Source organism: Enterobacter cloacae complex sp. 372C4, from assembly GCF_050030615.1.
Classification (GTDB): Bacteria; Pseudomonadota; Gammaproteobacteria; order Enterobacterales; family Enterobacteriaceae; genus Enterobacter; species Enterobacter intestinihominis.
This window is the reverse complement of sequence record NZ_JBLGUQ010000001.1, coordinates 1,335,176-1,359,493: the sequence shown is the minus strand read 5'-3', so window position 1 is coordinate 1,359,493 and position 24,318 is coordinate 1,335,176. Positions and strand designations below refer to the sequence as shown.

At 56.7% G+C, this 24,318-nt stretch carries 17 protein-coding genes; 7 read left to right on the top strand and 10 right to left on the bottom strand.

What is annotated here, in order from left to right; all coding sequences use genetic code 11:
* Nucleotides 1-7: 7 nt before the first annotated feature.
* Nucleotides 8-4,468 (bottom strand): glutamate synthase large subunit, encoded by a 4,461-nt coding sequence (gene gltB, locus ACQG11_RS06490; RefSeq protein WP_022649542.1) that lies wholly within the window; start codon nt 4,466-4,468, stop codon nt 8-10.
* A gap of 687 nt (nt 4,469-5,155) precedes the next feature.
* Between gltB and ACQG11_RS06485 the strand changes: the two genes are divergently transcribed.
* Nucleotides 5,156-6,097, top strand: a complete 942-nt coding sequence (locus ACQG11_RS06485; protein WP_096147825.1) for a TIGR01212 family radical SAM protein — start codon at nt 5,156-5,158, stop codon at nt 6,095-6,097.
* Here the strand turns inward: ACQG11_RS06485 and ACQG11_RS06480 are convergent.
* The gene (locus ACQG11_RS06480) at nt 6,077-7,579 is read right to left on the bottom strand and encodes a helicase HerA-like C-terminal domain-containing protein (protein ID WP_126490384.1); all 1,503 of its coding nucleotides are present in this window, start codon (nt 7,577-7,579) and stop codon (nt 6,077-6,079) included. The two genes, ACQG11_RS06485 and ACQG11_RS06480, sit on opposite strands and share 21 nt — an antisense overlap.
* Nucleotides 7,580-7,716: 137 nt before the next feature.
* Here ACQG11_RS06480 and ACQG11_RS06475 point away from each other — a divergent pair, with 137 nt between their 5' ends.
* Entirely contained in the window at nt 7,717-9,357 is a 1,641-nt protein-coding gene (locus ACQG11_RS06475) for a dihydroxyacetone kinase subunit DhaK (protein WP_045308041.1), read from the top strand.
* A 43-nt stretch (nt 9,358-9,400) separates the two neighbouring features.
* Here the strand turns inward: ACQG11_RS06475 and ahr are convergent, their stop codons facing one another.
* The 5 genes from ahr to pepA all read right to left on the bottom strand — a co-directional run bounded on the left by ahr (nt 9,401) and on the right by pepA (nt 16,059).
* Nucleotides 9,401-10,420 carry an NADPH-dependent aldehyde reductase Ahr gene (gene ahr, locus ACQG11_RS06470; protein WP_426728263.1) on the bottom strand — a complete coding sequence of 340 codons (1,020 nt, stop codon included), beginning with the start codon at nt 10,418-10,420 and terminating at the stop codon, nt 9,401-9,403.
* 83 nt (nt 10,421-10,503) lie between these two features.
* Complete coding sequence (locus ACQG11_RS06465; protein ID WP_032626432.1) at nt 10,504-11,007, bottom strand: GNAT family N-acetyltransferase; 504 nt, start codon at nt 11,005-11,007, stop codon at nt 10,504-10,506.
* Between the two features lie 123 nt (nt 11,008-11,130).
* Nucleotides 11,131-13,986, bottom strand: coding sequence for a valine--tRNA ligase (locus ACQG11_RS06460; RefSeq protein WP_063149058.1), 2,856 nt, complete (start codon nt 13,984-13,986; stop codon nt 11,131-11,133).
* Nucleotides 13,986-14,429, bottom strand: a complete 444-nt coding sequence (holC, locus tag ACQG11_RS06455; protein ID WP_003861884.1) for a DNA polymerase III subunit chi — start codon at nt 14,427-14,429, stop codon at nt 13,986-13,988. The genes ACQG11_RS06460 and holC overlap by 1 nt, the downstream gene beginning before the upstream one ends.
* Nucleotides 14,430-14,547: 118 nt before the next feature.
* Nucleotides 14,548-16,059 carry a leucyl aminopeptidase gene (gene pepA, locus ACQG11_RS06450; protein ID WP_003861882.1) on the bottom strand — a complete coding sequence of 504 codons (1,512 nt, stop codon included), beginning with the start codon at nt 16,057-16,059 and terminating at the stop codon, nt 14,548-14,550.
* A gap of 265 nt (nt 16,060-16,324) precedes the next feature.
* Here pepA and lptF point away from each other — a divergent pair, with 265 nt between their 5' ends.
* The 5 genes from lptF (at nt 16,325) to mtgA (ending at nt 22,586) form a co-directional block, all read left to right on the top strand.
* Complete coding sequence (gene lptF / locus ACQG11_RS06445) at nt 16,325-17,425, top strand: LPS export ABC transporter permease LptF (protein ID WP_032676537.1); 1,101 nt, start codon at nt 16,325-16,327, stop codon at nt 17,423-17,425.
* Complete coding sequence (gene lptG, locus ACQG11_RS06440; RefSeq protein ID WP_022649534.1) at nt 17,425-18,507, top strand: LPS export ABC transporter permease LptG; 1,083 nt, start codon at nt 17,425-17,427, stop codon at nt 18,505-18,507. The genes lptF and lptG overlap by 1 nt, the downstream gene beginning before the upstream one ends.
* Before the next feature lie 137 nt (nt 18,508-18,644).
* On the top strand, nt 18,645-20,978 hold the full coding sequence (gene arcB / locus ACQG11_RS06435; protein WP_032626426.1) for an aerobic respiration two-component sensor histidine kinase ArcB: 2,334 nt from the start codon (nt 18,645-18,647) through the stop codon (nt 20,976-20,978).
* Between the two features lie 232 nt (nt 20,979-21,210).
* Entirely contained in the window at nt 21,211-21,864 is a 654-nt protein-coding gene (gene elbB, locus ACQG11_RS06430; RefSeq protein WP_063163489.1) for an isoprenoid biosynthesis glyoxalase ElbB, read from the top strand.
* Nucleotides 21,861-22,586 carry a monofunctional biosynthetic peptidoglycan transglycosylase gene (mtgA, locus tag ACQG11_RS06425; RefSeq protein ID WP_022649531.1) on the top strand — a complete coding sequence of 242 codons (726 nt, stop codon included), beginning with the start codon at nt 21,861-21,863 and terminating at the stop codon, nt 22,584-22,586. Before elbB ends, mtgA begins: the two co-directional genes overlap by 4 nt.
* A gap of 39 nt (nt 22,587-22,625) precedes the next feature.
* Here mtgA and npr read toward each other — a convergent pair whose 3' ends face one another.
* From npr to ptsN, 3 genes are read right to left on the bottom strand one after another with little or no spacing between them, the layout of a single operon-like run.
* Entirely contained in the window at nt 22,626-22,898 is a 273-nt protein-coding gene (gene npr, locus ACQG11_RS06420) for a PTS phosphocarrier protein NPr (RefSeq protein ID WP_003861872.1), read from the bottom strand.
* The gene (gene rapZ, locus ACQG11_RS06415; RefSeq protein WP_003861870.1) at nt 22,895-23,749 is read right to left on the bottom strand and encodes an RNase adapter RapZ; all 855 of its coding nucleotides are present in this window, start codon (nt 23,747-23,749) and stop codon (nt 22,895-22,897) included. The genes npr and rapZ overlap by 4 nt, the downstream gene beginning before the upstream one ends.
* A 45-nt stretch (nt 23,750-23,794) precedes the next feature.
* Nucleotides 23,795-24,286 (bottom strand): PTS IIA-like nitrogen regulatory protein PtsN, encoded by a 492-nt coding sequence (gene ptsN / locus ACQG11_RS06410; protein ID WP_003861869.1) that lies wholly within the window; start codon nt 24,284-24,286, stop codon nt 23,795-23,797.
* Nucleotides 24,287-24,318: the final 32 nt, after the last annotated feature.

Sequence of the window (24,318 nt, the reverse complement as noted above, 5' to 3'; positions counted from 1 at the left end):
GAATTCCTTACTGCGCCTGCACGCGCAGCTCTGCTGCGCTACGACTACGGTGACCCAACAGGGCTTTAACATCGCTGGACTTCGGCTTAACCAGCGCGAATTTCGCAGAGAACGCCGGCCAGTTGGCCAGGATCTCTTCGCCGCGCGAAGAACCGGTATGCTGCACGTGTTCGGTAATTAAGCCGCGCAGGTGTTCTTCGTGGATGGCCAGCGTATCAACGTCCAGCACTTCCACCAGTTCCGGGTTCACGCGTTTGCGGAACTCACCGTCTTCATCCAGGACGTAGGCAAAACCGCCCGTCATGCCCGCGCCAAAGTTCACGCCGGTTTTACCCAGGACGCACACAATTCCGCCCGTCATGTATTCACAGCCGTTATCGCCGATGCCTTCCACCACGGTGATGGCACCGGAGTTACGCACCGCAAAACGCTCGCCCGCACGGCCCGCGGCAAACAGACGACCGCCGGTTGCACCGTACAGACAGGTATTGCCGATGATGCTTGCTTCATGGCTGCGGAAGGCTGAACCAACCGGAGGACGCACCGCCAGCAGACCGCCCGCCATGCCTTTTCCGACGTAGTCGTTGGCATCACCGGTCAGGTATAACTCAACGCCGCCCGCGTTCCACACACCGAAGCTCTGACCCGCGGTACCGCTGAAGTGCGCGGTAATCGGATCCGACGCCAGGCCCTGGTCACCGTGCGTTTGCGCGATGTAACCGGAGAGGGACGCACCCACGGAACGATCGGTGTTGCGGATATCAAACCAGAACGTTTTGCTCTGCTTCTCATCCACGTACGGCTTCGCCTGTTGCAGCAGCTGCGCGTTCAGCACGCCGTTGTCGAACGGCGGGTTGTTCTCGGTGCAGTAAACCGCTTTGCCAGGATGCGGCTGAGCGGTTTCCAGCAGCTTAGACAGCTCCAGCTTCTGCTGCTTGGCCGTGAAGCCCTCAAGCTCTTTCAGCAGGTCGGTACGGCCAATCAGATCCACCAGACGCTTCACGCCCAGCTGCGCCATCAGCTCGCGGGTTTCACGGGCGATGAAGTCAAAGTAGTTAGTCACTTTGAACGGGAGGCCGTGATAGTGATTCTTACGCAGCTTTTCATCCTGCGTAGCAACGCCCGTTGCGCAGTTGTTCAGGTGGCAAATACGCAGGTATTTACAGCCGAGCGCAACCATCGGGCCGGTACCGAAGCCGAAGCTTTCCGCACCCAGAATCGCCGCTTTGATGATGTCGAGGCCGGTTTTCAGCCCGCCGTCCACCTGTAAGCGGATTTTGTGACGCAGGCCGTTGGCGACCAGCGCCTGCTGGGTTTCCACCAGACCAAGCTCCCACGGACAACCCGCGTATTTTACGGAGGAGAGCGGGCTTGCGCCGGTGCCGCCGTCGTAGCCGGCGATGGTGATCAGATCCGCATAGGCTTTCGCCACGCCGGTGGCGATGGTGCCAACGCCCGGCTCGGAAACCAGCTTCACGGAGATCATCGCTTTCGGGTTGACCTGTTTCAGGTCGAAAATCAGCTGCGCCAGATCCTCGATAGAGTAAATATCGTGGTGCGGCGGCGGGGAGATCAGCGTCACGCCCGGCACCGAGTAGCGAAGCTTAGCGATGTACGGGGTGACTTTATCACCCGGCAGCTGACCGCCTTCACCCGGTTTTGCCCCCTGCGCGACCTTAATCTGGATCACGTCGGCGTTAACCAGGTACGCAGGCGTTACGCCGAAACGGCCGGACGCCACCTGCTTGATACGGGACACTTTATTGGTGCCGTAACGGGCAGGATCTTCACCGCCTTCGCCGGAGTTGGAGTTGCCGCCGATGCTGTTCATGGCTTCCGCCAGCGCTTCGTGGGCTTCCGGGCTCAGCGCGCCGATGGACATCGCCGCGGTATCGAAACGTTTGAACAGCTCAGATGCGGGTTCAACCTCGTCAATGCTGACCGCTTCCTCACCCGGATTGAGGGCAATGAGATCGCGCAGCGTCGCCGCCGGACGGTTGTTCACCAGCTCAGCATACTGCTGATAATCGCTGTACTCGCCGCTTTGCACCGCCTGTTGCAGTGTGCGCACCACGTCCGGGTTATAAGCGTGATACTCACCCCCGTGAACGTATTTCAGCAGACCGCCCTGTTCCAGCGGCTTACGTGCCAGCCAGGCGCGTTTCGACAGGTTCACCAGATCCTGCTGGAAGTCAGCAAAGCCTGCGCCACCGATACGGCTGATCACGCCCTGGAAGCAGAGGTTGGCAACGTCGTCATGCAGACCGACCGCTTCAAACAGCTTCGAGCAGCGGTAAGAGGCGATGGTCGAGATGCCCATTTTGGACATGATCTTGTACAGACCTTTGTTGATGCCGTTACGGTAGTTCAGCATCACAGCACGGTAGTCTTTATCGATCGCGCGGGTATCCACCAGGCGGGCCAGTGTTTCGTAGGCCAGATACGGGTAGATCGCCGTGGCGCCAAAGCCTAACAGCACCGCAAAGTGGTGCGGGTCGCGCGCGCTCGCAGTTTCAACGATGATGTTGGCATCGCAGCGCAGGCTCTTGTCCACCAGACGCGTCTGGATAGCCCCCACCGCCATGGGTGCAGGCACCGGCAGACGGTTTTTCGCGATGTTGCGGTCAGACAGCACCAGCAGAACGGTGCCGTTACGCACCATCTGCTCGGCTTTGTCGCACAGCGCGTTCACCGTCTCTTCGAGGCTCGTTTCGGTCACGTCGAAGGTGATATCGAGCGTGTCGGCGCGATAGTGCTCCTCGGTCATGGTGGTGAGCTGTTTGAAATCGGAGTACAGCAGGATCGGTGATTTAAAGGTCAGACGGTGCGCCTGACCTTCGGCTTCACAGAATACGTTCATCTCACGGCCGATGCTGGTGGCCAGCGACATGACGTGGGCTTCGCGCAGCGGATCGATTGGCGGGTTGGTGACTTGCGCAAACTGCTGACGGAAATAGTCGTAAATAATGCGTGGCTGGCTGGAGAGCACAGCAAACGGGGTATCGTCACCCATTGAGCCGACCGCTTCCTGGCCGTTTTCGCCGAGCACGCGAATAACCGAGTCCAGCTCTTCCGCGCTGTAGTTAAACTGCTTCTGGAAGCTCGCGAGGGTGTCATCGTCCAGCTCGCGGCTACCCACTTCTTCGTCTGACAGATCTTCAAACGGCACCAGACGACGCACGTTTTTCTCCATCCACTCTTTGTACGGATGGCGGCTCTTCAGATCGTTGTCGGTTTCAGCAGAGTGCAGAATACGCCCACCGCGGGTGTCAATCACCATCAGCTCGCCCGGTCCGACGCGGCCTTTCTCGACCACTTCGTCTGGCTGGTAATCCCAGATACCCACTTCAGAGGCACAGGTGATGAGCTTGTCTTTGGTAATGACATAGCGCGCCGGACGCAGACCGTTACGGTCCAGGTTACAGGCGGCAAAACGTCCGTCGGACATAACGATGCCTGCCGGGCCATCCCACGGCTCCATGTGCATGGAGTTAAAGTCAAAGAACGCGCGCAGCTCAGGGTCCATATCCGGGTTGTTCTGCCAGGCCGGCGGTACAAGCAGACGCATGGCGCGCACGATATCCATCCCGCCCGCCAGCAGCAGTTCCAGCATGTTATCCATTGAGCTGGAGTCCGAGCCGGTTTCGTTCACGAACGGCGCGGCATCGTGTAGGTCCGGGATCAGCGGGGTCTGGAACTTATAGGTACGGGCGCGGGCCCACTGGCGGTTACCGGTGATGGTGTTGATCTCACCGTTGTGCGCCAGGTAGCGGAACGGCTGAGCCAGCGGCCAGCGTGGAACGGTATTGGTGGAGAAGCGCTGGTGGAACAGGCAAATGGCCGATTCCAGACGCAGATCCGCCAGGTCCAGGTAGAAGCGCGGCAGGTCAGCCGGCATACACAGACCTTTATAGATGTTCACCAGGTTAGAGAGGCTACAGACGTAGAACTCTTTATCGTCCTGAAGACGTTTTTCAATGCGGCGGCGGGCAATAAACAGACGGCGTTCCATATCACGCGGACGCCAGCCCGCAGGCGCGTTGACGAAAATCTGTTCAATACGAGGCAGCGAGGAGAGGGCGATTTCACCGAGCACCCCTTCGTTGGTTGGCACATCGCGCCAGCCGACAATCGACAGGGTTTCACGCTGAAGTTCTTCTTCAACGATGCGGCGTGACGCGGCAGCTTTTTCAGGATCCTGATTCAGGAACAGCATACCGACAGCGTAGTTTTTGGCTAAACGCCAGCCGCGCTCTTCCGCCACGATGCGGAAGAAACGATCCGGTTTTTGCAGCAGCAGACCGCAACCGTCGCCGGTTTTACCATCGGCAAGGATGGCGCCACGGTGCTGCATACGGGCCAGTGCGTGAATAGCAGTACGCACTACCTTGTGGCTAGGTTCGCCTTCTATGTGGGCGATCAGGCCGAAACCACAGTTATCCTTCTCAAGGGATTTATCGTACAACATATCAGTGAACCTCCCCAGGCTCGTCGGGCTTCCCACTGAACTTTACCGTGGCGCACAGGCGCAGAAAGAGCATGGCGACGGGGTTAGCGTTTCATACGCGGACCTCGCATTCGCCCTCTTTTTCATCCTTTCGCGCAGGTAAACAAGTTTGAGGACTTGCTTCAGAGGGAATCTCAATTACTGCATAAATATGATGAGCAGGCCGCTCATCCAGAAAGCTTCCAGCGGATTTCCAACTTATCGGGAATTGGTACACAGGTCAAATGGCAATCTTATTTATACAAAAATGTGCTAAAGAGTGGTCATATTGTTGTTTTTATTGATGATTTCACTATTTTTACAACCACTTAAAGCGCCGGGAAGGTGCAGGGGAGTGTGATCTGACTCACTATATGAAAGCGGTATTATCAATGCAGCGTGCTGAAATGCAGATTTATAGCAGAATAATAATCTGGGGTGGCATTCAAACCCGCATAAAATCACTGTTTTTCAGACCTGGCGCTATAAATAAAAAAAACCATCAGAACATAAGGAAAAGTAATTACGTTCAGGGTGAATGAAATCTCGGTAATCGTGATTATTTATTCAAATAGATAAAGGCCGTCCAGGGCGATTGATCCAGGTCATCGCCGACAGAGGCTAAAAATGGCAGGCTTGTCCCCTTTCTTCGGGACGGTCTATCAGATTATGCAGTTACAGAAATTAGTCAATATGTTTGGTGGGGATCTTTTGCAGCGCTACGGACAAAAGGTTCACAAACTGACGCTGCACGGCGGCTTTAGCTGTCCGAACCGCGATGGCACCATCGGGCGTGGTGGCTGCACCTTCTGTAACGTGGCCTCGTTTGCTGATGAAGCTCAACAGCATAAATCTATCGCTGAACAGCTCGCCCATCAGGCGAGTCTGGTGAACCGCGCGAAGCAATATCTGGCCTATTTCCAGGCCTACACCAGCACGTGGGCGGAGGTGCAGGTGCTGCGCGCTATGTATCAACAGGCGGTTGCTCAAGCGAACATTGTCGGGCTGTGCGTGGGGACGCGTCCGGACTGCGTGCCGGACGCCGTGCTGGATTTACTTAGCGAGTACAAAGAGAAGGGCTACGAGATCTGGCTGGAGCTGGGCTTGCAGACCGCGCACGACAAAACCCTGCACCGTATCAATCGCGGTCATGATTTTGCCTGCTACCAGCGCACCACGCGTCTCGCCCGCGAGCGTGGATTAAAAGTCTGCTCGCATCTGATTGTCGGCTTGCCGGGAGAAGGGCAGCAGCATGGTCTTGAAACGCTGGAAAAAGTCGTCGAGACCGGCGTGGACGGCATTAAGCTGCACCCGCTGCATATTGTTACGGGAAGCATTATGGCGAAAGCCTGGGAAGCGGGGCGGTTAAGTGGTATCGAACTCGACGACTATACGGTGACGGCGGGGGAGATGATTCGCCACACGCCGCCGGAGATTGTTTACCACCGCATCTCGGCAAGCGCCCGCCGCCCAACGCTTCTGGCACCGCTCTGGTGTGAGAACCGCTGGACGGGGATGCTGGAAATCGACCGCTATCTACAGGAGAACGGCGTACAGGGGTCGGCGCTTGGCCGCCCGTGGGTTCCACCGCTACCGGCGACGGCCGCCTAACAGACTTCCCAGCATGCCGCGCACTATCTGGTTGGTAATCTGACGCGTCGCGCTTTTTGCCATGGTCTGCACCACGCCATCGCGTTTGCCGCCGCGCGGCCCGGTGCTGCCGAACAGAATATCTTTCAGCCCGCCGAGAATGCCGTCGTCCACGGCTACAGATTGCCCTTTGGCGGCAGGCGCATTCTGCGATTCGGCAGTCGCCTGCACCCCTTTTTGCAGCATCTCGAACGCGGATTCTCGATCCACCTCGTCTTCATACTTCCCGTACACCGGGGAGTGGTTGATCAGGCCGTTGCGTTCATCGTCCGTTACTGGCCCCATGCGCGAGCAGGGCGCAATCACCATCGCGCGCTCGACAACTGTCGGGCTGCCTTTTGCATCGAGGAACGAAATCAGCGCTTCACCGGTGCCCAGCGCCTGAATGGCGTTTTCGGTATCAAAGGCCGGATTGGCACGCATGGTTTGCGCCGCGGCTTTCACCGCTTTCTGATCTTTTGGCGTAAAGGCGCGCAGGGCGTGCTGCACGCGGTTACCCAGTTGCCCCAGTACGTTGTCCGGAATATCCGACGGGTTTTGCGACACAAACCAGACCCCGACGCCTTTGGAGCGGATCAGGCGGATAACCTGTTCAATTTTATCCAGCAGCACCTGCGGCGCGTCGTTAAACAACAGGTGCGCTTCGTCAAAGAAGAACACCAGTTTGGGTTTTTCCAGATCGCCTGCTTCCGGCAGTTGTTCGTAGAGTTCAGAGAGCATCCACAGCAGGCTGGCGGCGTAGAGCTTCGGCATCTGGTAGAGCTTCTCTGCACTCAGAATGTTGATGATGCCTTTGCCGCTGCTGTCGGTGCGCATCCAGTCTTTGATATCCAGCATTGGCTCGCCGAAGAAATGCTCGGCGCCCTGTTGCTCCAGCGTCAGGAGCCCGCGCTGAATGGCGCCCACCGAGGCGCTGCTGATATTGCCGTACTGGTTCTGGAAGGATTTGGCGTTATCGCCAATGTACTGGGTGATGGCGCGCAGATCTTTGAAGTCGAGCAGCAGTAAGCCCTGATCGTCGGCGATACGGAAGATAATGTTCAGCACCCCGGACTGCACGTCGTTAAGATTAAGCAGACGGGCCAGCAGCAAAGGGCCGAGGTCGGAGACGGTGGCGCGCACCGGATGCCCTTTTTCGCCGAAGATATCCCAGACCACCACTGGATTACCGTGCGGCGTCCAGTCCGTGATGCCGATATTTTTCAGGCGCTCGAGCAGTTTTTCTGACGCCGTGCCTTCCTGAGCCACCCCGGTTAAATCGCCCTTCACGTCAGCCATAAAAACCGGCACGCCAGCCTCGGACAACGACTCAGCCAGCTTCTGCAGGGTGACGGTTTTTCCCGTCCCGGTCGCGCCTGTGATCAGGCCATGACGGTTCGCCATCGCGGGCAGTAAAAACAGCTCTTTTTCCAGCGTCCTGGCGATTAACAATGGTGTACTCATGATGCACGTCCTCTCGTAGTCCTGGGTGGAGTATAGGCAACCTGACGGCAAAATGTCTGCGTAAATTCCTCACTTTGCGGCGCATTATCCAGTGCGGACTATGCTTTTACATACGGTAAACAAAATTTTGGGAAACTATGTCCAGATTCTTTTTTAACGACCGCAAACAGCTTGTCAACGATGCCATTGAAGGCATACTTCTCTCCGCGCCGCACGGTAATCTCGTCAAACTGGATATCGATCCGGCCATCCGCGTGGTGGCACGCGGCGACTGGGATAAAAGCCGCGTGGCGGTGATCTCCGGTGGCGGCTCCGGCCATGAACCGGCACATGCCGGGTTCGTCGGTAAAGGCATGCTTACCGCAGCGGTGTGTGGCGATTTGTTCGCCTCCCCAAGCGTGGATGCGGTCCTCAATGCCATTGTGGCGGTGACGGGCGATCGTGGCTGCCTGCTGATTGTGAAAAACTACACCGGCGACCGGCTTAACTTTGGCCTGGCAGCGGAAAAAGCCAAACGCTACGGCCTGAAGGTGGAGATGGTTATCGTCGCGGATGATATTGCCCTGCCGGATAACAAGCAGCCGCGTGGTATCGCGGGAACGGCGCTGGTGCATAAGATTGCGGGATATGCGGCAGAGCAGGGGAAATCGCTAAACGACGTGCGGGATATAGCGCAACAGGCCTGCGATAACCTCTGGAGCCTGGGCGTGGCGATGCAAACGTGCAACCTGCCGGGCAGCGATGATGAAGAGGGGCGCATAAAACAAGGCCATGTCGAGCTGGGTTTGGGCATTCACGGCGAGCCGGGAGCTTCCGTCGTGGATACGCAAAACAGCAAAGCCATTATCGACACGCTGGTGACGCCGTTACGCGCGCAGGCGGGGGACGGGCGCTTTGCGGTGCTGATCAACAACCTCGGCGGCGTGTCAGCGCTGGAGATGGCTCTGCTCACCAAAGAGCTGGCGCATTCGGCGCTGAAAGAGAACATTGCGTATCTGATTGGCCCGGCGCCGCTGGTGAGTGCGCTGGATATGAAAGGGTTTTCGCTAACGCTGTTAAAGCTCAACGATTTCTTCGAGAAGGCGATTCACGCCGAGGTCGAGACGCTGGGCTGGCAGAAGCCCGTCGCGTTCGCGCCCCTGCGTACCGTCCCCCATAGCGCCCTTCGTGACCGCGTGGAATATACCCCATCGGACAATCCGCAGGTGAGCGAGGCCGTCGCTTCGGTAACGAAGACATTGATCCAGCTGGAAAACCGCCTCAACGCGCTGGATGCCAAAGTAGGCGATGGCGATACGGGCTCCACCTTTGCGCAAGGGGCGCGGGATATTGCGCAGCGACTTGAGGAGAACAACCTGCCCCTTAACGACGTGCCGACATTACTCCTGCTGGTGGGGGAGCGGCTGGCTACGGTAATGGGCGGGTCGAGCGGGGTGCTGATGTCGATCTTCTTCACGGCGGCAGGACAAAAGCTTCACGATGGACAGCCGCTACCAGAAGCATTGTTGAGCGGACTGGCGCAGATGAAGCAGTATGGCGGTGCAGATCTCGGGGATCGCACGCTGATCGACGCCCTGCAACCGGCGCTGGAGGCGTTAAGGGATGGCGATCTGCGGACGGCGGCGCAGGCTGCGCAGCAGGGCGCCGAAGCAACGGCAAAAATGGCGAAAGCCGGCGCGGGACGCTCGTCGTATGTCAATAAAGAGAACCTGGATGGGGTGATGGATCCGGGAGCGGTCGCGGTGGCAGAAGTACTTAACGTATTGGCGCGGCAGTGAAAGTAGGCCGGGTCAGGCGAAGCCGCCACCCGGCAAACTCACATCAGAAATCCGCTTTCAACACCACGCGGTAGCGGGCTTTGCCGTCGCGCACGTGCTGGATTGCTTCGTTGATTTTTGACATCGGATACAGTTCGGTGGTCGGCGCCACTTTTGTGCGTCCGGCAAACTTCATCAGCTTGCGTAACTCATATGGCGTGCCGGTAGCAGATCCGGATACGCTGCGATCGCCGCCGATCAGGGTAAACGCCGGAACCGGCAGCGGCTTCATCACCGCACCCACGGTGTGGAAGTTACCGCCGTAGGCCAGGGCTTCAAAGTACGGCTGCCAGTCGAGATCGACGTTGACGGTGTTGATGATCAGGTCAAACTGGCCTGCCAGGGCGGTGAGCGCCTCGGGATCGCGACTGTTCACTACTTTATCCGCACCCATCGCCAGCACTTCCTGCTCTTTCGCCGGGTTAGAGCTGAACGCCGTCACTTCACAGCCCATCGCGTGCAGCAGTTTGATGGCAATATGCCCCAGCCCGCCAATACCGATCACGCCCACGCGGCTGGTGGCAGTTACGTGATGCATCAGCAGCGGTTTAAATACGGTGATACCGCCACACAGTAGCGGACCTGCTGATTCAATATCAATGCTGTCCGGCAGCGGGATAACCCATTGCCAGTCGGCGCGTAGTTTATCGGCGAAACCACCCTTGTTCAGGATGGTCGGCGTAGCGCCCTCAAGGCAGTTGATATGGTTACCGCTAATACAGGCGTCGCAGTGGCCGCAGCTGCGTGCCGTCCAGCCGATACCCACGCGCTGGCCCACTTTCAGCCCTTTGTCCTGCGCGGCGCTGCCGAGCGCAACGACGCGGCCAATGACTTCGTGCCCGGCAACCAGCGGATAGCTGGAAAAGCCCCATTCATTGTCGATCATCGAGAGGTCTGAATGGCAGATCCCGCAGTAATCCACCTGTACTTCGACGTCTTCCGCTTTTAGTTCGCCCGCATCGTACTCGTACAGCTCAAGTTCTGCACCCGCCTGCGGTGCGGCGTAGCTTTTTATCTTCGACATCGCGTTTCCCCTGTTTTGGTGTGAACTGTGAGTGTAGAGCATTCAGTTTACAGACGCTTAACAGAAGACGGCAGGAACAAAACTTACAGACTTTTCAGCATTCTGACTTCGCAGTCCACGTGGCCCGTGCAGCCCAGTGGCGCATCGATATGCTTAAAGCCCAGATGCTCATACAGGCCAATGGCCTCTTTAAGGAAAGCGGTGGTTTCAAGGTAGCAACGTTTAAAGCCCTGTGAGCGTGCATGTTCCAGGGCGACCAGCGCCAGCTTTTTCGCCAGGCCTTGTCCGCGTATCGTTGGCAGGAAATACATTTTCTGGAGTTCACAGATATCCGGCTCGCTGCAGAGCAGGGGGGCAATGCCGCCGCCGCCCACGACCTGGCCGTCCTGCTCGATGACCCAATAGGCATGGCCCGGCTGGTTGTACAGCTGAAAAAGTTCGTCCAGATTGGGATCGGCCACGGTGTAGCCTTTGTCGGCGGTCAGGCCATATTCGGCCGATACCGTGCGGATAACGGCGGCGATAGCCGGGTTGTCCTGCTCAGTGATCCGACGCATTGTCGTCGCGACGGGGGTAATCACGCTCATAGCATTACTCATGACAAAAATTGACACACAACTGCTGTTAATAGCACCGCAGAAAGGGGAGTGCAAGCGAGGAGTTTTCAGGAAGGATACCCCTTACGCCCTGAAGCGTAAGGGGTAAAAGCATTACAGGGCTGCGATAACCGCCTGCTGCTCGATCAGTTTGGTCTTCGCATCGGCGAAGGCAACCAGACGCTCACGCTCTTTGGCGATGACCGCTTCCGGCGCGCGGGCCACAAAGCCTTCGTTCGCCAGTTTGCTTTCGATTTTGCCGATTTCCACGTCGACTTTCGCCACTTCTTTCGCCAGACGAGCCAGCTCAGCATCTTTGTCGATCAGGCCCGCCATCGGGATCAACAGCTCCGCGCCGTCGATAATTTTGGTCACGGAAACCGGACCTTTATCATCGGCAGGCAGCACGGTGATGCTTTCCAGACGCGCCATGGTTTTCAGGAAGGTGTTGTTCTCGGTGACGCGACGAACGACAGCTTCGCTGCAACCGCGCAGCAGCAGCTCCAGTGGTTTACCTGGAGCGATGTTCATTTCCGCGCGGATGTTACGTACCGCAACGATCGCCTGTTTCAGCCACTCGGTATCCGCAGACGCGGCTTCATCCACTTTCGCGGCGTCGAATGCCGGGAACGGCTGGAGCATGATGGTATCGGCGTTTATACCGGCAATTACCTTCACGCGCTGCCAGATGGTTTCGGTGATGAACGGAATGATCGGGTGCGCAAGGCGCAGCAGACCTTCCAGGACGGTAATCAGCGTATTACGCGTACCGCGCAGCTCCGCCTCAGTGCCGCCGTTCATGACCGGCTTCGCCAGCTCCAGATACCAGTCACAGAACTGGTTCCAGGTGAATTCGTAAAGGATGCCTGCCGCGATGTCGAAGCGGTAGCTGTCCAGCGCGTCGCGGAACGCTTTCACCGTCTGGTTAAATTCCGCCAGGATCCAGCGGTCTGCCAGAGACAGGGTCATTTCGCCGCCGTTAAATCCGCAATCCTGATCTTCGGTGTTCATCAACACGAAGCGGCTGGCATTCCACAGCTTGTTACAGAAGTTACGGTAACCTTCCAGACGCTTCATATCCCAGTTGATGTCACGACCGGTGGAGGCCAGCGCCGCCAGGGTGAAGCGCAGGGCGTCGGTACCGTGAGATTCGATCCCGTTCGGGAACTGCTTCTCGGTACGCTTGCGGATTTTCTCCGCCAGCTGCGGCTGCATCATGTTGCCGGTACGTTTTTCCAGCAGCTCTTCCAGAGAGATACCATCAACCATGTCCAGCGGGTCGATAACGTTACCCTTGGATTTGGACATCTTCTGGCCTTCGTCGTCGCGGATCAGGCCGGTCATGTAAACGGTATGGAACGGAACCTGCGGCTTGCCATCTTCGTCTTTGATGAAGTGCATGGTCATCATGATCATGCGGGCGATCCAGAAGAAGATGATGTCGAAGCCGGAGACCATCACGCTGGTTGGGTGGAACTGACGCAGCGCGTCGGTGTTTTCCGGCCAGCCGAGGGTCGAGAAGGTCCACAGCGCGGAAGAGAACCAGGTATCCAGCACGTCTTCGTCCTGGCGCAGCGCAACGTCAGCGCCCAGGTTGTTTTCCTGACGCACTTCCTCTTCGGTGCGGCCAACGTAGACGTTGCCTTCATTGTCGTACCACGCCGGGATACGGTGACCCCACCACAGCTGACGGGAGATACACCAGTCCTGAATATCGCGCATCCAGGAGAAGTACATGTTTTCGTACTGCTTCGGCACGAACTGAATGCTGCCGTTCTCAACCGCTTCCACAGCCGGTTTCGCCAGCACGTCGGCACGCACGTACCACTGGTCGGTCAGCATTGGCTCGATAACTACGCCGCCACGGTCGCCGTACGGCACGGTCAGATCGTGAGGTTTAATCTCTTCCAGCAGGCCGAGCGCGTCAACGGCGGCTACGACGGCTTTACGCGCGGCAAAGCGCTCCAGCTTCTGGAACTCAGCCGGGATGTCGCTGGAATAAACGTCGGATTCGTTGCCTTTGGTGTCGTACACTTCTGCGCTTTCGCGGATATCGCCGTCGAAGGTCAGAATGTTGATCATCGGAAGTTGATGGCGACGACCGACTTCATAGTCGTTAAAGTCGTGTGCCGGGGTGATTTTCACGCAGCCGGTGCCTTTTTCCATGTCGGCGTGTTCGTCGCCCACAATCGGAATACGGCGGTTCACCAGCGGCAGCACCACAAATTTGCCGATCAGATCTTTATAGCGCGGATCTTCCGGGTTAACGGCCACGCCGGTATCGCCCAGCAGGGTTTCCGGACGGGTGGTCGCCACCACCAGGTAATCTTTACCGTCGGCGGTTTTTGCACCGTCGGCCAGCGGGTAGCGGATGTGCCACATGGAGCCTTTAGACTCGCGGTTTTCTACTTCCAGGTCAGAGATGGCGGTACGCAGTTTCGGGTCCCAGTTGACCAGGCGTTTGCCACGGTAAATCAGGTCTTCTTTGTACAGGCGCACGAAGACTTCTTTCACGGCGTTGGACAGGCCTTCGTCCATGGTGAAGCGCTCACGCTCCCAGTCCACGGAGTTGCCGAGACGGCGCATCTGACGGGTAATGGTGCCGCCGGATTCCGCTTTCCACTGCCAGATTTTGTCGATAAACGCGTCGCGACCGTAGTCGTGGCGGGTTTTACCTTCTTCAGCGGCAATTTTACGCTCAACCACCATCTGGGTCGCGATACCCGCGTGGTCAGTCCCCGCCTGCCACAGGGTGTTTTTACCCTGCATACGCTGGTAGCGGATCATGGTATCCATGATGGTCTGCTGGAAAGCATGCCCCATATGCAAACTGCCGGTGACGTTCGGCGGCGGGATCATGATGCAGAAGGACTCTTTGCTTTCGTCGCCGTTAGGCTTGAAATAGCCCTGCTGTTCCCAGTGCTCGTAAAGCGGCTGTTCGATATCGCGTGGGTTATATGTCTTTTCCATTATTTCCAGGTTGCCGTATTCAGGTTAAAACCGGCCAGGCGGTACGCTTTGTAGCGTTCGCGCGCCAGCTGTTTCAAAGATTCTTCGTAAGGGACAAAGTCTACCACTTCTGTGAAAGCGGTGGCAAAATCTGCAAAGTCTGTCCGCAGGCTAATGAGAATGTCGCGCGCGCTGCTGTTGCGTTTTTGCGGCCAGGCAATCTCCACCGGTGCCCCGCCGCGTGGACCTTCGCCCGACAGGTTATGCGGAACAAAACTCTCCGGCGGGCGCGCCCATAGCGCTTCATCCAGACGAATCGCCTGCTGCTCATCTTCACAGGCAATCAGGACGCGTTTACCTGCGCGCCAACGTTCTGCGGCAATTTCACACACCAGTTGTTCAACGGCGCTGAGGCCATCCTGATGGGTGTCATTGTCCAGAAGGTAGAACGTTGCATTCTTCATATATGGGGTTTCTTGTCGTGGATTTAAATGCAAAGCCGGGTGGCGCTACGCTTACCCGGCCTACGGTTGAGTGACGTTGTAGGCCGGGTAAGGCGAAGCCGCTACCCGGCGTTTTTCATCACTCGTCGCCGTTAAAACCCGCGCGATTGAGCAGGAACTGCGACAGCAGGGCCACCGGACGTCCCGTCGCGCCTTTGGCTTTACCGGAGCGCCATGCGGTCCCCGCGATGTCCAGGTGCGCCCAGTTGTACTTGCGGGTGAAGCGCGCCAGGAAGCAGCCTGCGGTAATTGCGCCGCCAGGACGACCACCAATGTTCGCCATGTCCGCGAAGTTAGACTCCAGCTGTTCCTGGAACTCGTCCCCCAGCGGCAGACGCCACGCGCGGTCGCCAGCCTGTTCGGACGCGCCGATCAGCTCATGCGCCAGCGGATTGTGGTTCGACATCAGGCCGGTGATGTGATGCCCCAGCGCAATCACGCAGGCGCCGGTCAGGGTAGCTACGTCGATAACCGCTTCAGGTTCGAAACGCTCAACGTAGGTCAGCACGTCGCACAGCACCAGACGGCCTTCGGCGTCGGTGTTCAGCACTTCAACGGTCTGGCCGGACATGGTAGTCAGCACATCACCCGGGCGATAAGCGCGGCCGCCAGGCATGTTTTCGCAGCCCGCCAGCACGCCGATCACGTTGATGGGCAACTGAAGTTCCGCGACCATGCGCATGACGCCGTAAACCGCCGCCGCGCCACACATGTCGTACTTCATCTCATCCATGCCTTCTGAAGGCTTGATGGAGATACCGCCGGAGTCGAAGGTCAGCCCTTTGCCAACGAGCACGATCGGACGCGCGTCTTCAGACGGATTGCCTTTGTATTCGATGACCGACATCAGGGATTCGTTCTGGGAGCCGTTACCGACCGCCAGATAAGAGTGCATCCCCAGCTCTTTCATCTGCTGTTCGCCGATAACGCGGGTGATGACGTTCTTGCTGTAGGCGTCAGCCAGCTGGCGCGCCTGTGACGCCAGGTACGCGGCGTTACAGATGTTTGGCGGCATATTGCCAAGATCTTTTGCCGCTTTAATACCGGCAGCAATCGCCAGACCGTGCTGAATGGCGCGCTCGCCGCTGGTCAGCTCGCGACGGGTCGGCACGTTAAAGACCATTTTACGCAGCGGGCGACGCGGCTCGCTTTTGGTGGTCTTCAACTGATCAAAGCTGTAGAGGCTCTCTTTTGCGGTTTCGACGGCCTGGCGTACTTTCCAGTACGTGTTGCGGCCCTTAACGTGCAGCTCCGTGAGGAAGCAGACGGCTTCCATCGAACCAGTATCATTCAGTGTATTAATGGTTTTCTGAATAACCTGCTTGTACTGGCGCTCATCAAGCTCACGTTCTTTACCGCAGCCAATCAGCAGAATACGCTCGGACAGGACGTTTGGAACGTGGTGCAGCAACAGGGTCTGCCCTGGTTTGCCTTCCAGTTCGCCACGGCGCAGCAGGGCGCTGATATAGCCGTCGCTGATTTTATCGAGTTGCTCGGCGATCGGGGAGAGTCGGCGTGGTTCAAAGACGCCCACAACGATGCAGGCACTCCGCTGTTTCTCCGGGCTACCGCTTTTTACACTGAACTCCATGCACTACGCTCCTGAATCTTAAAGACAACGGCGGCGGCTACGGATAGAATTGAAACCTTTCGTAACTCATGTCCGCCGTTGTGGTGACTTCGTGTTAATCTTACGTTACTACGGTTTCGACACGTCAATAAATGTCATGAAGCGCGAATCCGCCGGGTTTTTTAATCTTAGCGATGATTTCGACGACTCAAGAGAATAAATGACGTTTAAGCCATGAAACAAGCTAAATTCCTGCATAAGACGAGTTTTAACGGGCGTATTTAAAGTGATAATCATAAGATATCTGGTTCGGGAGACGCTGAAGAGCCAACTGGCGATCCTCTTTATCCTCCTTCTGATCTTTTTCTGTCAGAAGCTGGTCAGGATCCTCGGCGCGGCAGTTGATGGCGAAATCCCAACGAATCTGGTGCTTTCCCTGCTCGGGCTTGGCGTGCCGGAAATGGCGCAGCTTATCCTGCCGTTAAGCCTGTTCCTTGGTCTGCTGATGACCCTGGGTAAGCTCTATACCGAAAGTGAAATTACCGTGATGCATGCCTGCGGCCTCAGTAAGGCCGTACTGGTAAAGGCAGCCATGGTGCTGGCGCTGTTTACGGGCATTGTTGCCGCGGTTAACGTCATGTGGGCGGGGCCGACCTCGTCCCGTCATCAGGATGAGGTGCTGGCGGAAGCAAAAGTTAACCCGGGGCTGGCGGCGCTGGCGCAGGGGCAGTTCCAGCAGGCGACCGACGGTAACTCCGTGCTGTTTATCGAAAGCGTCGATGGCAGCCGCTTCAATGACGTGTTTCTTGCTCAACTGCGCCCGAAAGGTAACGCTCGCCCTTCTGTGGTAGTGGCGGACTCCGGTCAGCTGGCGCAGCGTAAAGACGGCTCTCAGGTTGTCACGCTGAACAAAGGAACGCGTTTCGAAGGCACGGCTATGCTGCGTGACTTCCGTATCACCGATTTCCAGAACTACCAGGCCATCATTGGTCACCAGGCCGTCGCGCTCGATCCAACGGATACTGAGCAGATGGATATGCGCACCTTAATGAATACTGATACCGATCGTGCGCGTGCTGAACTGCACTGGCGTATCACGCTGGTATTCACCGTATTTATGATGGCGCTGATGGTAGTGCCGCTGAGCGTGGTGAACCCGCGTCAGGGCCGCGTGCTGTCGATGCTGCCAGCGATGCTGCTGTATCTGGTGTTCTTCCTGCTGCAAACCTCAATCAAGTCTAACGGCGGGAAAGGTAAAATTGACCCGATGATCTGGACCTGGGTCGTGAATGGTTTGTATCTGCTGCTGGCAGTCGGACTCAACTTGTGGGACACGGTGCCTGTGCGTCGTCTTCGTGCCCGGTTTACGCGTAAAGGAGCCATCTAATGCAGGCGTTTGGCGTACTTGACCGCTATATCGGTAAAACAATTTTTACCACCATCATGATGACCCTGTTCATGCTGGTGTCGCTCTCGGGCATTATCAAATTTGTCGACCAGCTGAAAAAAGCCGGGCAGGGGAGTTACGACGCGTTGGGCGCCGGGATGTACACCCTGCTCAGCGTACCAAAAGATGTACAGATCTTCTTCCCGATGGCGGCCCTGCTGGGTGCGCTGCTGGGCCTGGGGATGCTGGCTCAGCGTAGCGAACTGGTGGTGATGCAGGCATCGGGCTTTACCCGTATGCAGGTTGCGCTGTCGGTGATGAAAACCGCGATCCCGCTGGTGCTGCTGACCATGGCGATCGGCGAATGGGTCGCGCCGCAGGGCGAACAGATGGCGCGTAACTACCGTGCTCAGGCGATGTACGGCGGTTCTCTGCTCTCCACGCAGCAGGGATTATGGGCGAAAGATGGCCAGAACTTCGTCTATATCGAACGCGTGAAAGGGGATGACGAGCTGGGTGGCGTGAGTATCTATGCTTTCAATAACGATCGTCGTTTGCAGTCAGTGCGTTATGCCGCCTCTGCTAAATTTGATGCAAACAACAAGCTGTGGCGGTTATCCCAGGTTGATGAATCTGACCTGACTAACCCGAAACAGATCACCGGTTCGCAGACCGTTAGCGGTACCTGGAAAACCGACCTGACGCCGGACAAGCTCGGCGTCGTGGCGCTTGACCCCGATGCGCTCTCCATCAGCGGTCTGCATAACTACGTGAAGTATCTGAAATCGAGCGGGCAGGATGCGGGGCGTTACCAGCTCAACATGTGGAGCAAAATCTTCCAGCCGCTGTCCGTGGCGGTGATGATGCTGATGGCGCTGTCGTTCATCTTTGGACCGCTACGTAGCGTGCCGATGGGGGTTCGCGTGGTAACAGGTATCAGCTTTGGTTTCGTGTTCTACGTCCTCGATCAGATTTTTGGTCCGCTGACGCTGGTGTATGGCATTCCGCCAATTATCGGCGCGCTGTTGCCGAGCGCCAGTTTCTTCCTGATCAGCCTCTGGATGCTGCTAAAACGCTCCTGATAAACCTTCTTCCTCGCTCCCGCTTGCCCGGGGGCGAGGCTAATCTCCTGTTTCACCCCGCACTTTTTCTCACAACCTTCAACGCCTCGCCGTGAATTTGAGTATTATTGAGCGATAAAGTCGTGAAGGGATCCTCTATGAAGCAAATTCGAATGCTGGCCCAGTACTACGTCGACCTGATGATGAAGCTCGGGCTGGTGCGTTTTTCCATGCTGCTGGCGCTGGCGCTGGTCGTTCTGGCCATCGTCGTGCAAATGGCCGTGACCATGGTTCTGCATGGTCAGGTCGAGAGCATCGACGTGATCCGCTCTATTTTCTTTGGCCTGCTGATCACCCCATGGGCGGTCTATTTCCTCTCCGTGGTGGTTGAGCAGCTGGAAGAGTCCCGACAGCGTTTATCGAAACTGGTGGATAAGCTGGAAGAGATGCGCGAGCGCGATCTTAAACTCAACGTTCAGCTCAAGGACAACATTGCCCAGCTGAATCAGGAAATTTCAGACCGTGAGAAGGCGGAAGCCGAGCGTCAGACCACGCTGGAGCAGCTGAAAATTGAGATGAAAGAGCGTGAGGTCACGCAGATCCAGCTTGAACAGCAATCCTCTTTCCTGCGCTCGTTCCTCGATGCGTCGCCGGATCTGGTGTTCTACCGTAATGAAGATAAAGAGTTCTCCGGCTGTAACCGGGCCATGGAATTGTTGACCGGGAAAAGCGAAAAGCAGCTGATACACCTGAAACCTCAGGATGTCTATTCCGAAGAGGCGGCGGCAAAAGTGATGGAGACAGATGAAAAGGTCTTCCGACATAACGTCTCGTTGACCTATGAGCAGTGGCTGGATTATCCCGACGGGCGCAAAGCCTGCTTTGAAATCCGCAAAGTGCCTTATTACGACCGGGTGGGTAAACGTCATGGTCTGATGGGCTTTGGCCGTGATATCACCGAGCGTAAGCGATATCAGGATGCGCTGGAGCGCGCCAGTCGTGACAAGACCACCTTCATCTCCACCATCAGCCATGAGCTTCGTACGCCGCTAAACGGTATCGTGGGGCTGAGCCGTATTCTGCTGGATACCGACCTGACCAGCGAGCAGGAAAAATACCTCAAAACGATCCACGTCTCGGCGGTCACGCTGGGCAATATCTTCAATGATATTATCGACATGGATAAGATGGAGCGACGTAAGGTTCAGCTCGACAACCAGCCGGTTGATTTTACCGGCTTTCTCGCGGACCTGGAGAACCTGTCAGGTTTGCAGGCCCAGCAGAAAGGGTTGAGCTTCGTGATGGAACCGACGCTGCCGCTGCCGCATAAAGTGGTGACGGACGGCACGCGTCTGCGTCAGATCCTGTGGAATCTCATCAGCAACGCCGTGAAGTTTACCCAGAAGGGACAGGTTGCGGTGCGCATTCGCTATGATGAGGGGGACATGCTGCACTTTGAAGTTGAGGACTCGGGTATCGGCATTCCTCAGGATGAGCAGGATAAGATCTTCGCCATGTATTATCAGGTTAAAGACAGCCACGGCGGTAAACCGGCGACCGGCACGGGCATTGGCCTGGCGGTGTCGAAACGTCTGGCGAAAAGTATGGGTGGGGATATCACCGTTGCCAGCCAGCCGGGTAAAGGCTCCACCTTTACGCTTACCGTCCACGCCCCTGCTGTTGCTGAAGAAGTGGAAGATACGTTTGAGAACGACGATATGCCGCTTCCAGCCCTGCACGTCCTGCTGGTTGAAGATATTGAGCTGAACGTCATTGTCGCCCGGTCGGTACTGGAAAAACTCGGTAACAGCGTGGATGTCGCGATGACCGGCAAAGCCGCGCTGGAGATGTTCACGCCGGGCGAGTACGACCTGGTGCTGCTCGATATTCAGCTACCGGACATGACCGGGCTGGATATCTCCCGCGAGCTGACGCGCAAATATGCTCCTGACGAGCTGCCGCCTCTGGTTGCGTTGACCGCAAACGTGTTGAAAGATAAAAAAGAGTACCTCGAGGCCGGTATGGACGACGTGCTCAGCAAGCCGCTGGCAGTACCTGCCCTGACGGCGATGATCAAGAAGTTCTGGGATACCTGCGATGAAGAGGAGAGCACCATGACGTCTGTTGATAGCGCTAAAACCCAAACGATACTGGATACCGCCATGCTGGAGCAGTATATCGATCTGGTGGGACCCAAACTGATCACCGATGGCCTGGCCGTGTTTGAAAAAATGATGCCGGGCTATCTGAACGTGCTCGAATCCAACCTGACGGCGCGTGACCAGAAGGGCATCGTCGAAGAGGGACATAAAATCAAAGGCGCAGCTGGTTCAGTCGGGTTACGCCATCTCCAGCAGCTGGGCCAGCAGATTCAGTCGCCTGATTTACCTGCCTGGGAAGATAACGTAGGTGATTGGGTTGAAGAGATGAAACAGGAGTGGCAAAACGATGTGGCAGTGCTGAAAGCCTGGGTAGAATCCCGAAAAAAATGACCCCGGCTATACCGGGGTGCGCGAATACTGCGCCAACACCAGGGAAATCGTGGCTGCGCCTGATTTTTATGGGTTGTTTTCGCATGGACGCCGCCTGAAAATTAAGGCCGCACGCAGATAAGATAGCAAATCTTAAACAGTTTGTTACATGAATCAGTGAAATGTGTGAAGCATAGCGTTTTAATCAGAATTTTTAATGTGCTTCAGCGAGTTGCATAGAAGGATCGTCAGAATGAAGAAAGTGGGTGTCGTGCTGAGCGGATGTGGCGTTTACGATGGTTCAGAGATACATGAAACCGTATTAACGCTGCTGGCATTATCGCGCCAGGGGGCCGACGTTATCTGCTTCGCTCCGGATAAAACGCAGGCAGACGTGGTTAATCATCTTACCGGCGAGCCAATGGCGGAAAGCCGTAACGTGCTGATTGAAGCGGCGCGTATTGTGCGCGGGGATATTCATCCGCTGGTACAGGCCGATGCGGCTGAGCTAGATGCGCTCATCGTGCCGGGCGGCTTTGGCGCGGCGAAAAACCTGAGCACGTTTGCAACGCAAGGCGCGGCGTGCCATGTCGATCCCGATTTGAAAGCGCTATCGCTGGCGATGCATGCGGCAGGTAAGCCGCAGGGCTTTATCTGCATTGCGCCAGCCATGCTGCCGAAAATTTTTGATTTCCCGCTGCGGCTCACGATCGGAACCGACATTGATACTGCTGAAATTGTCGAAGATATGGGCGGCGAACACGTGCCATGTCCGGTAGACGACATTGTGGTGGATGAGGACAATAAAATCGTCACCACACCGGCGTATATGCTGGCGCAGAACATTGCCGAGGCTGCTGCAGGCATTGAAAAGCTGGTGGACAGAGTGCTGGTTCTTTCCGAATGAGTCGTAAATTATCCCCTGGCGGGTGGTTAAAACGGATCCTGCTGCGTATTGTGCTGGTCCTGGCCGTTTTTTGGGGCGGAGGCATTGCGCTGTTCAGCATCCTGCCCGTCCCGTTCTCGGCCGTGATGGCAGAGCGGCAGATTAGCGCCTGGCTCTCGGGTGATTTTGGCTATGTTGCCCACTCAGACTGGGTCGGCATGGATGAAATCTCCCCGTGGATGGGGCTGGCGGTCATTGCGGCAGAAGATCAGAAATTCCCGGAGCACTGGGGTTTTGACGTGGCGGCTATCGAGAAGGCGCTGGATCATAATGAACGTCATGAAAACCGCGTCCGCGGTGCGTCGACGCTTTCTCAGCAGACGGTAAAAAATCTGTTCTTATGGGACGGTCGCAGCTGGGTGAGAAAAGGGCTGGAGGCCGGGCTGACGCTGGGCGTCGAGACGGTGTGGAGCAAAAAACGCATTTTGACCGTCTACCTGAATATCGCGGAGTTTGGTGACGGCGTGTTTGGCGTCGAATCGGCATCGCAGCGCTATTTTGGCAAGCCCGCCAGCAGGCTGACTATGTCCGAAGCGGCACTGCTTGCCGCCGTGCTGCCGAACCCGCTGCGTTTTAAGGCCAGCGCGCCGTCAGGCTACGTGCGAAGCCGCCAGGCGTGGATTATGCGCCAGATGCGTCAGCTGGGTGGGGAAGGGTTTATGGAGCGAAATAATCTTATGTAAAGCGTGTAAGCGCAGCGCTACCCGCCGACGTGGCGAACGTTAATCTTCGTCAAACCCGGCGTTAAACAGGGCAATCACTGCCGCCAGCGCTTCTTCTTCCTGTGGGCCGGTGGCTTCAACTTCAATCTGGCGGCCTTTGGCAGAATCCAGCATCAGCAGCGCAATCACGCTGTTGGCTTCTGCCTCGGTTCCCTCATCGTTGCGCAGCAGCACCTCAGCATCAAAACCCTGCATCAGTTCAAACAGCTTCATCGCCGGGCGCGCATGCATGCCCAGCTTATTGGTGATTTCGACGGTCTGTTTTACGGTCATGTTTTACGTTTTTCCAGCGTGCGATGACGGGACTGAACGTTCTTCCCGCGTGAGCGGAAGTAATCGGCCAGCTGTTCGGCAATGTAGACCGAACGATGTTTACCGCCGGTACAGCCAATCGCCACCGTCAGATAGCTACGATTGTTTGTCTCCAGCATAGGTAACCATAGCTCAAGGTAGCTTCGCGTCTGGTAGATAAAATTGTGTACTTCTGTGTGTCGGTCGAGGAACGCCGCCACCGGCTTATCCAGACCGGTCATCGGACGCAGTTTCGGATCCCAGTGTGGGTTCGGCAGGAAACGCACATCAAAAACGTAATCCGCATCGATAGGGATACCGTGCTTAAAGCCGAAGGATTCAAACACCATCGTCAGTTCGCGCTCGCGCTTGCCGAGTAAGCGAGTACGCAGCATTTCCGCCAGCTCGTGGACGGACATTTCTGAGGTGTCGACAATCAGGTCGGCCCGGGAACGCAGCGGCTCAAGCAGATCGCTCTCTTTATCGATGGCGCTTTCCAGCGAAAGATTTTTACTCGAGAGCGGGTGCAAACGACGTGTATCGCTGTAACGGCGGATCAGCGTGTTGCGGTCAGCATCCAGGAACAAGAGCTGAGGCGAGAAGCATTCCGGCAGGCTGTTCATTGCCTGCTCGAAGATTTCCGGCGATTCCGGCATGTTACGCACGTCAATACTGACGGCGGCAGAGATTTGCCTATCCGCCAGCGTCCGCGCCAGATCGGGTAACAGCACTACCGGCAGGTTATCTACGCAGTAAAATCCCATGTCTTCCAGCGCGCGCAGGGCCACGGACTTCCCGGACCCCGAACGACCGCTGACGATCATCAGCACCATGTTCCGTTTCTCCTCAGGGAAGCCGTTCTGAAGGCCCTTTCCCGATTATGCCTCATCCTGATTGCCTTCTGCTTCAGTGATAATTTGATAAAGCTCTTCATCACTTTGAGCTGAGCGCAGTCGACGACAAATGGTTTTATCCGCCAGACGTTTGGCAACCAGCGACAGCGTGTGCAGGTGGGTTTTGGTCTGATCGGCAGGAACCAGCAGCGCGAAGAGCAGATCCACAGGCTGGTTATCGATGGCGTCAAAAGCGATAGGCGTTTCCAGTTGCACAAACACCCCCACGGCACGCAGCGTATCTTCTTCCAGCTTGCCATGCGGGATCGCAATGCCATTGCCGATGCCGGTACTGCCCATTTTTTCACGGGTCAGAATGGCTTCAAACACGATCTGCGGCGGCAGACCCAGCTGTTTTGCGGCCAGCTCACTGATGATTTCCAGCGCACGTTTTTTGCTCTGGCAGTGAACGCCACTGCGGGTACAATCCTGGTTAAGGACATTGCTCAGTTGAAGAGCGGAATCGTTGTTTATCATAATTTCACCTAAGCGCTAACTGTACAAATGGC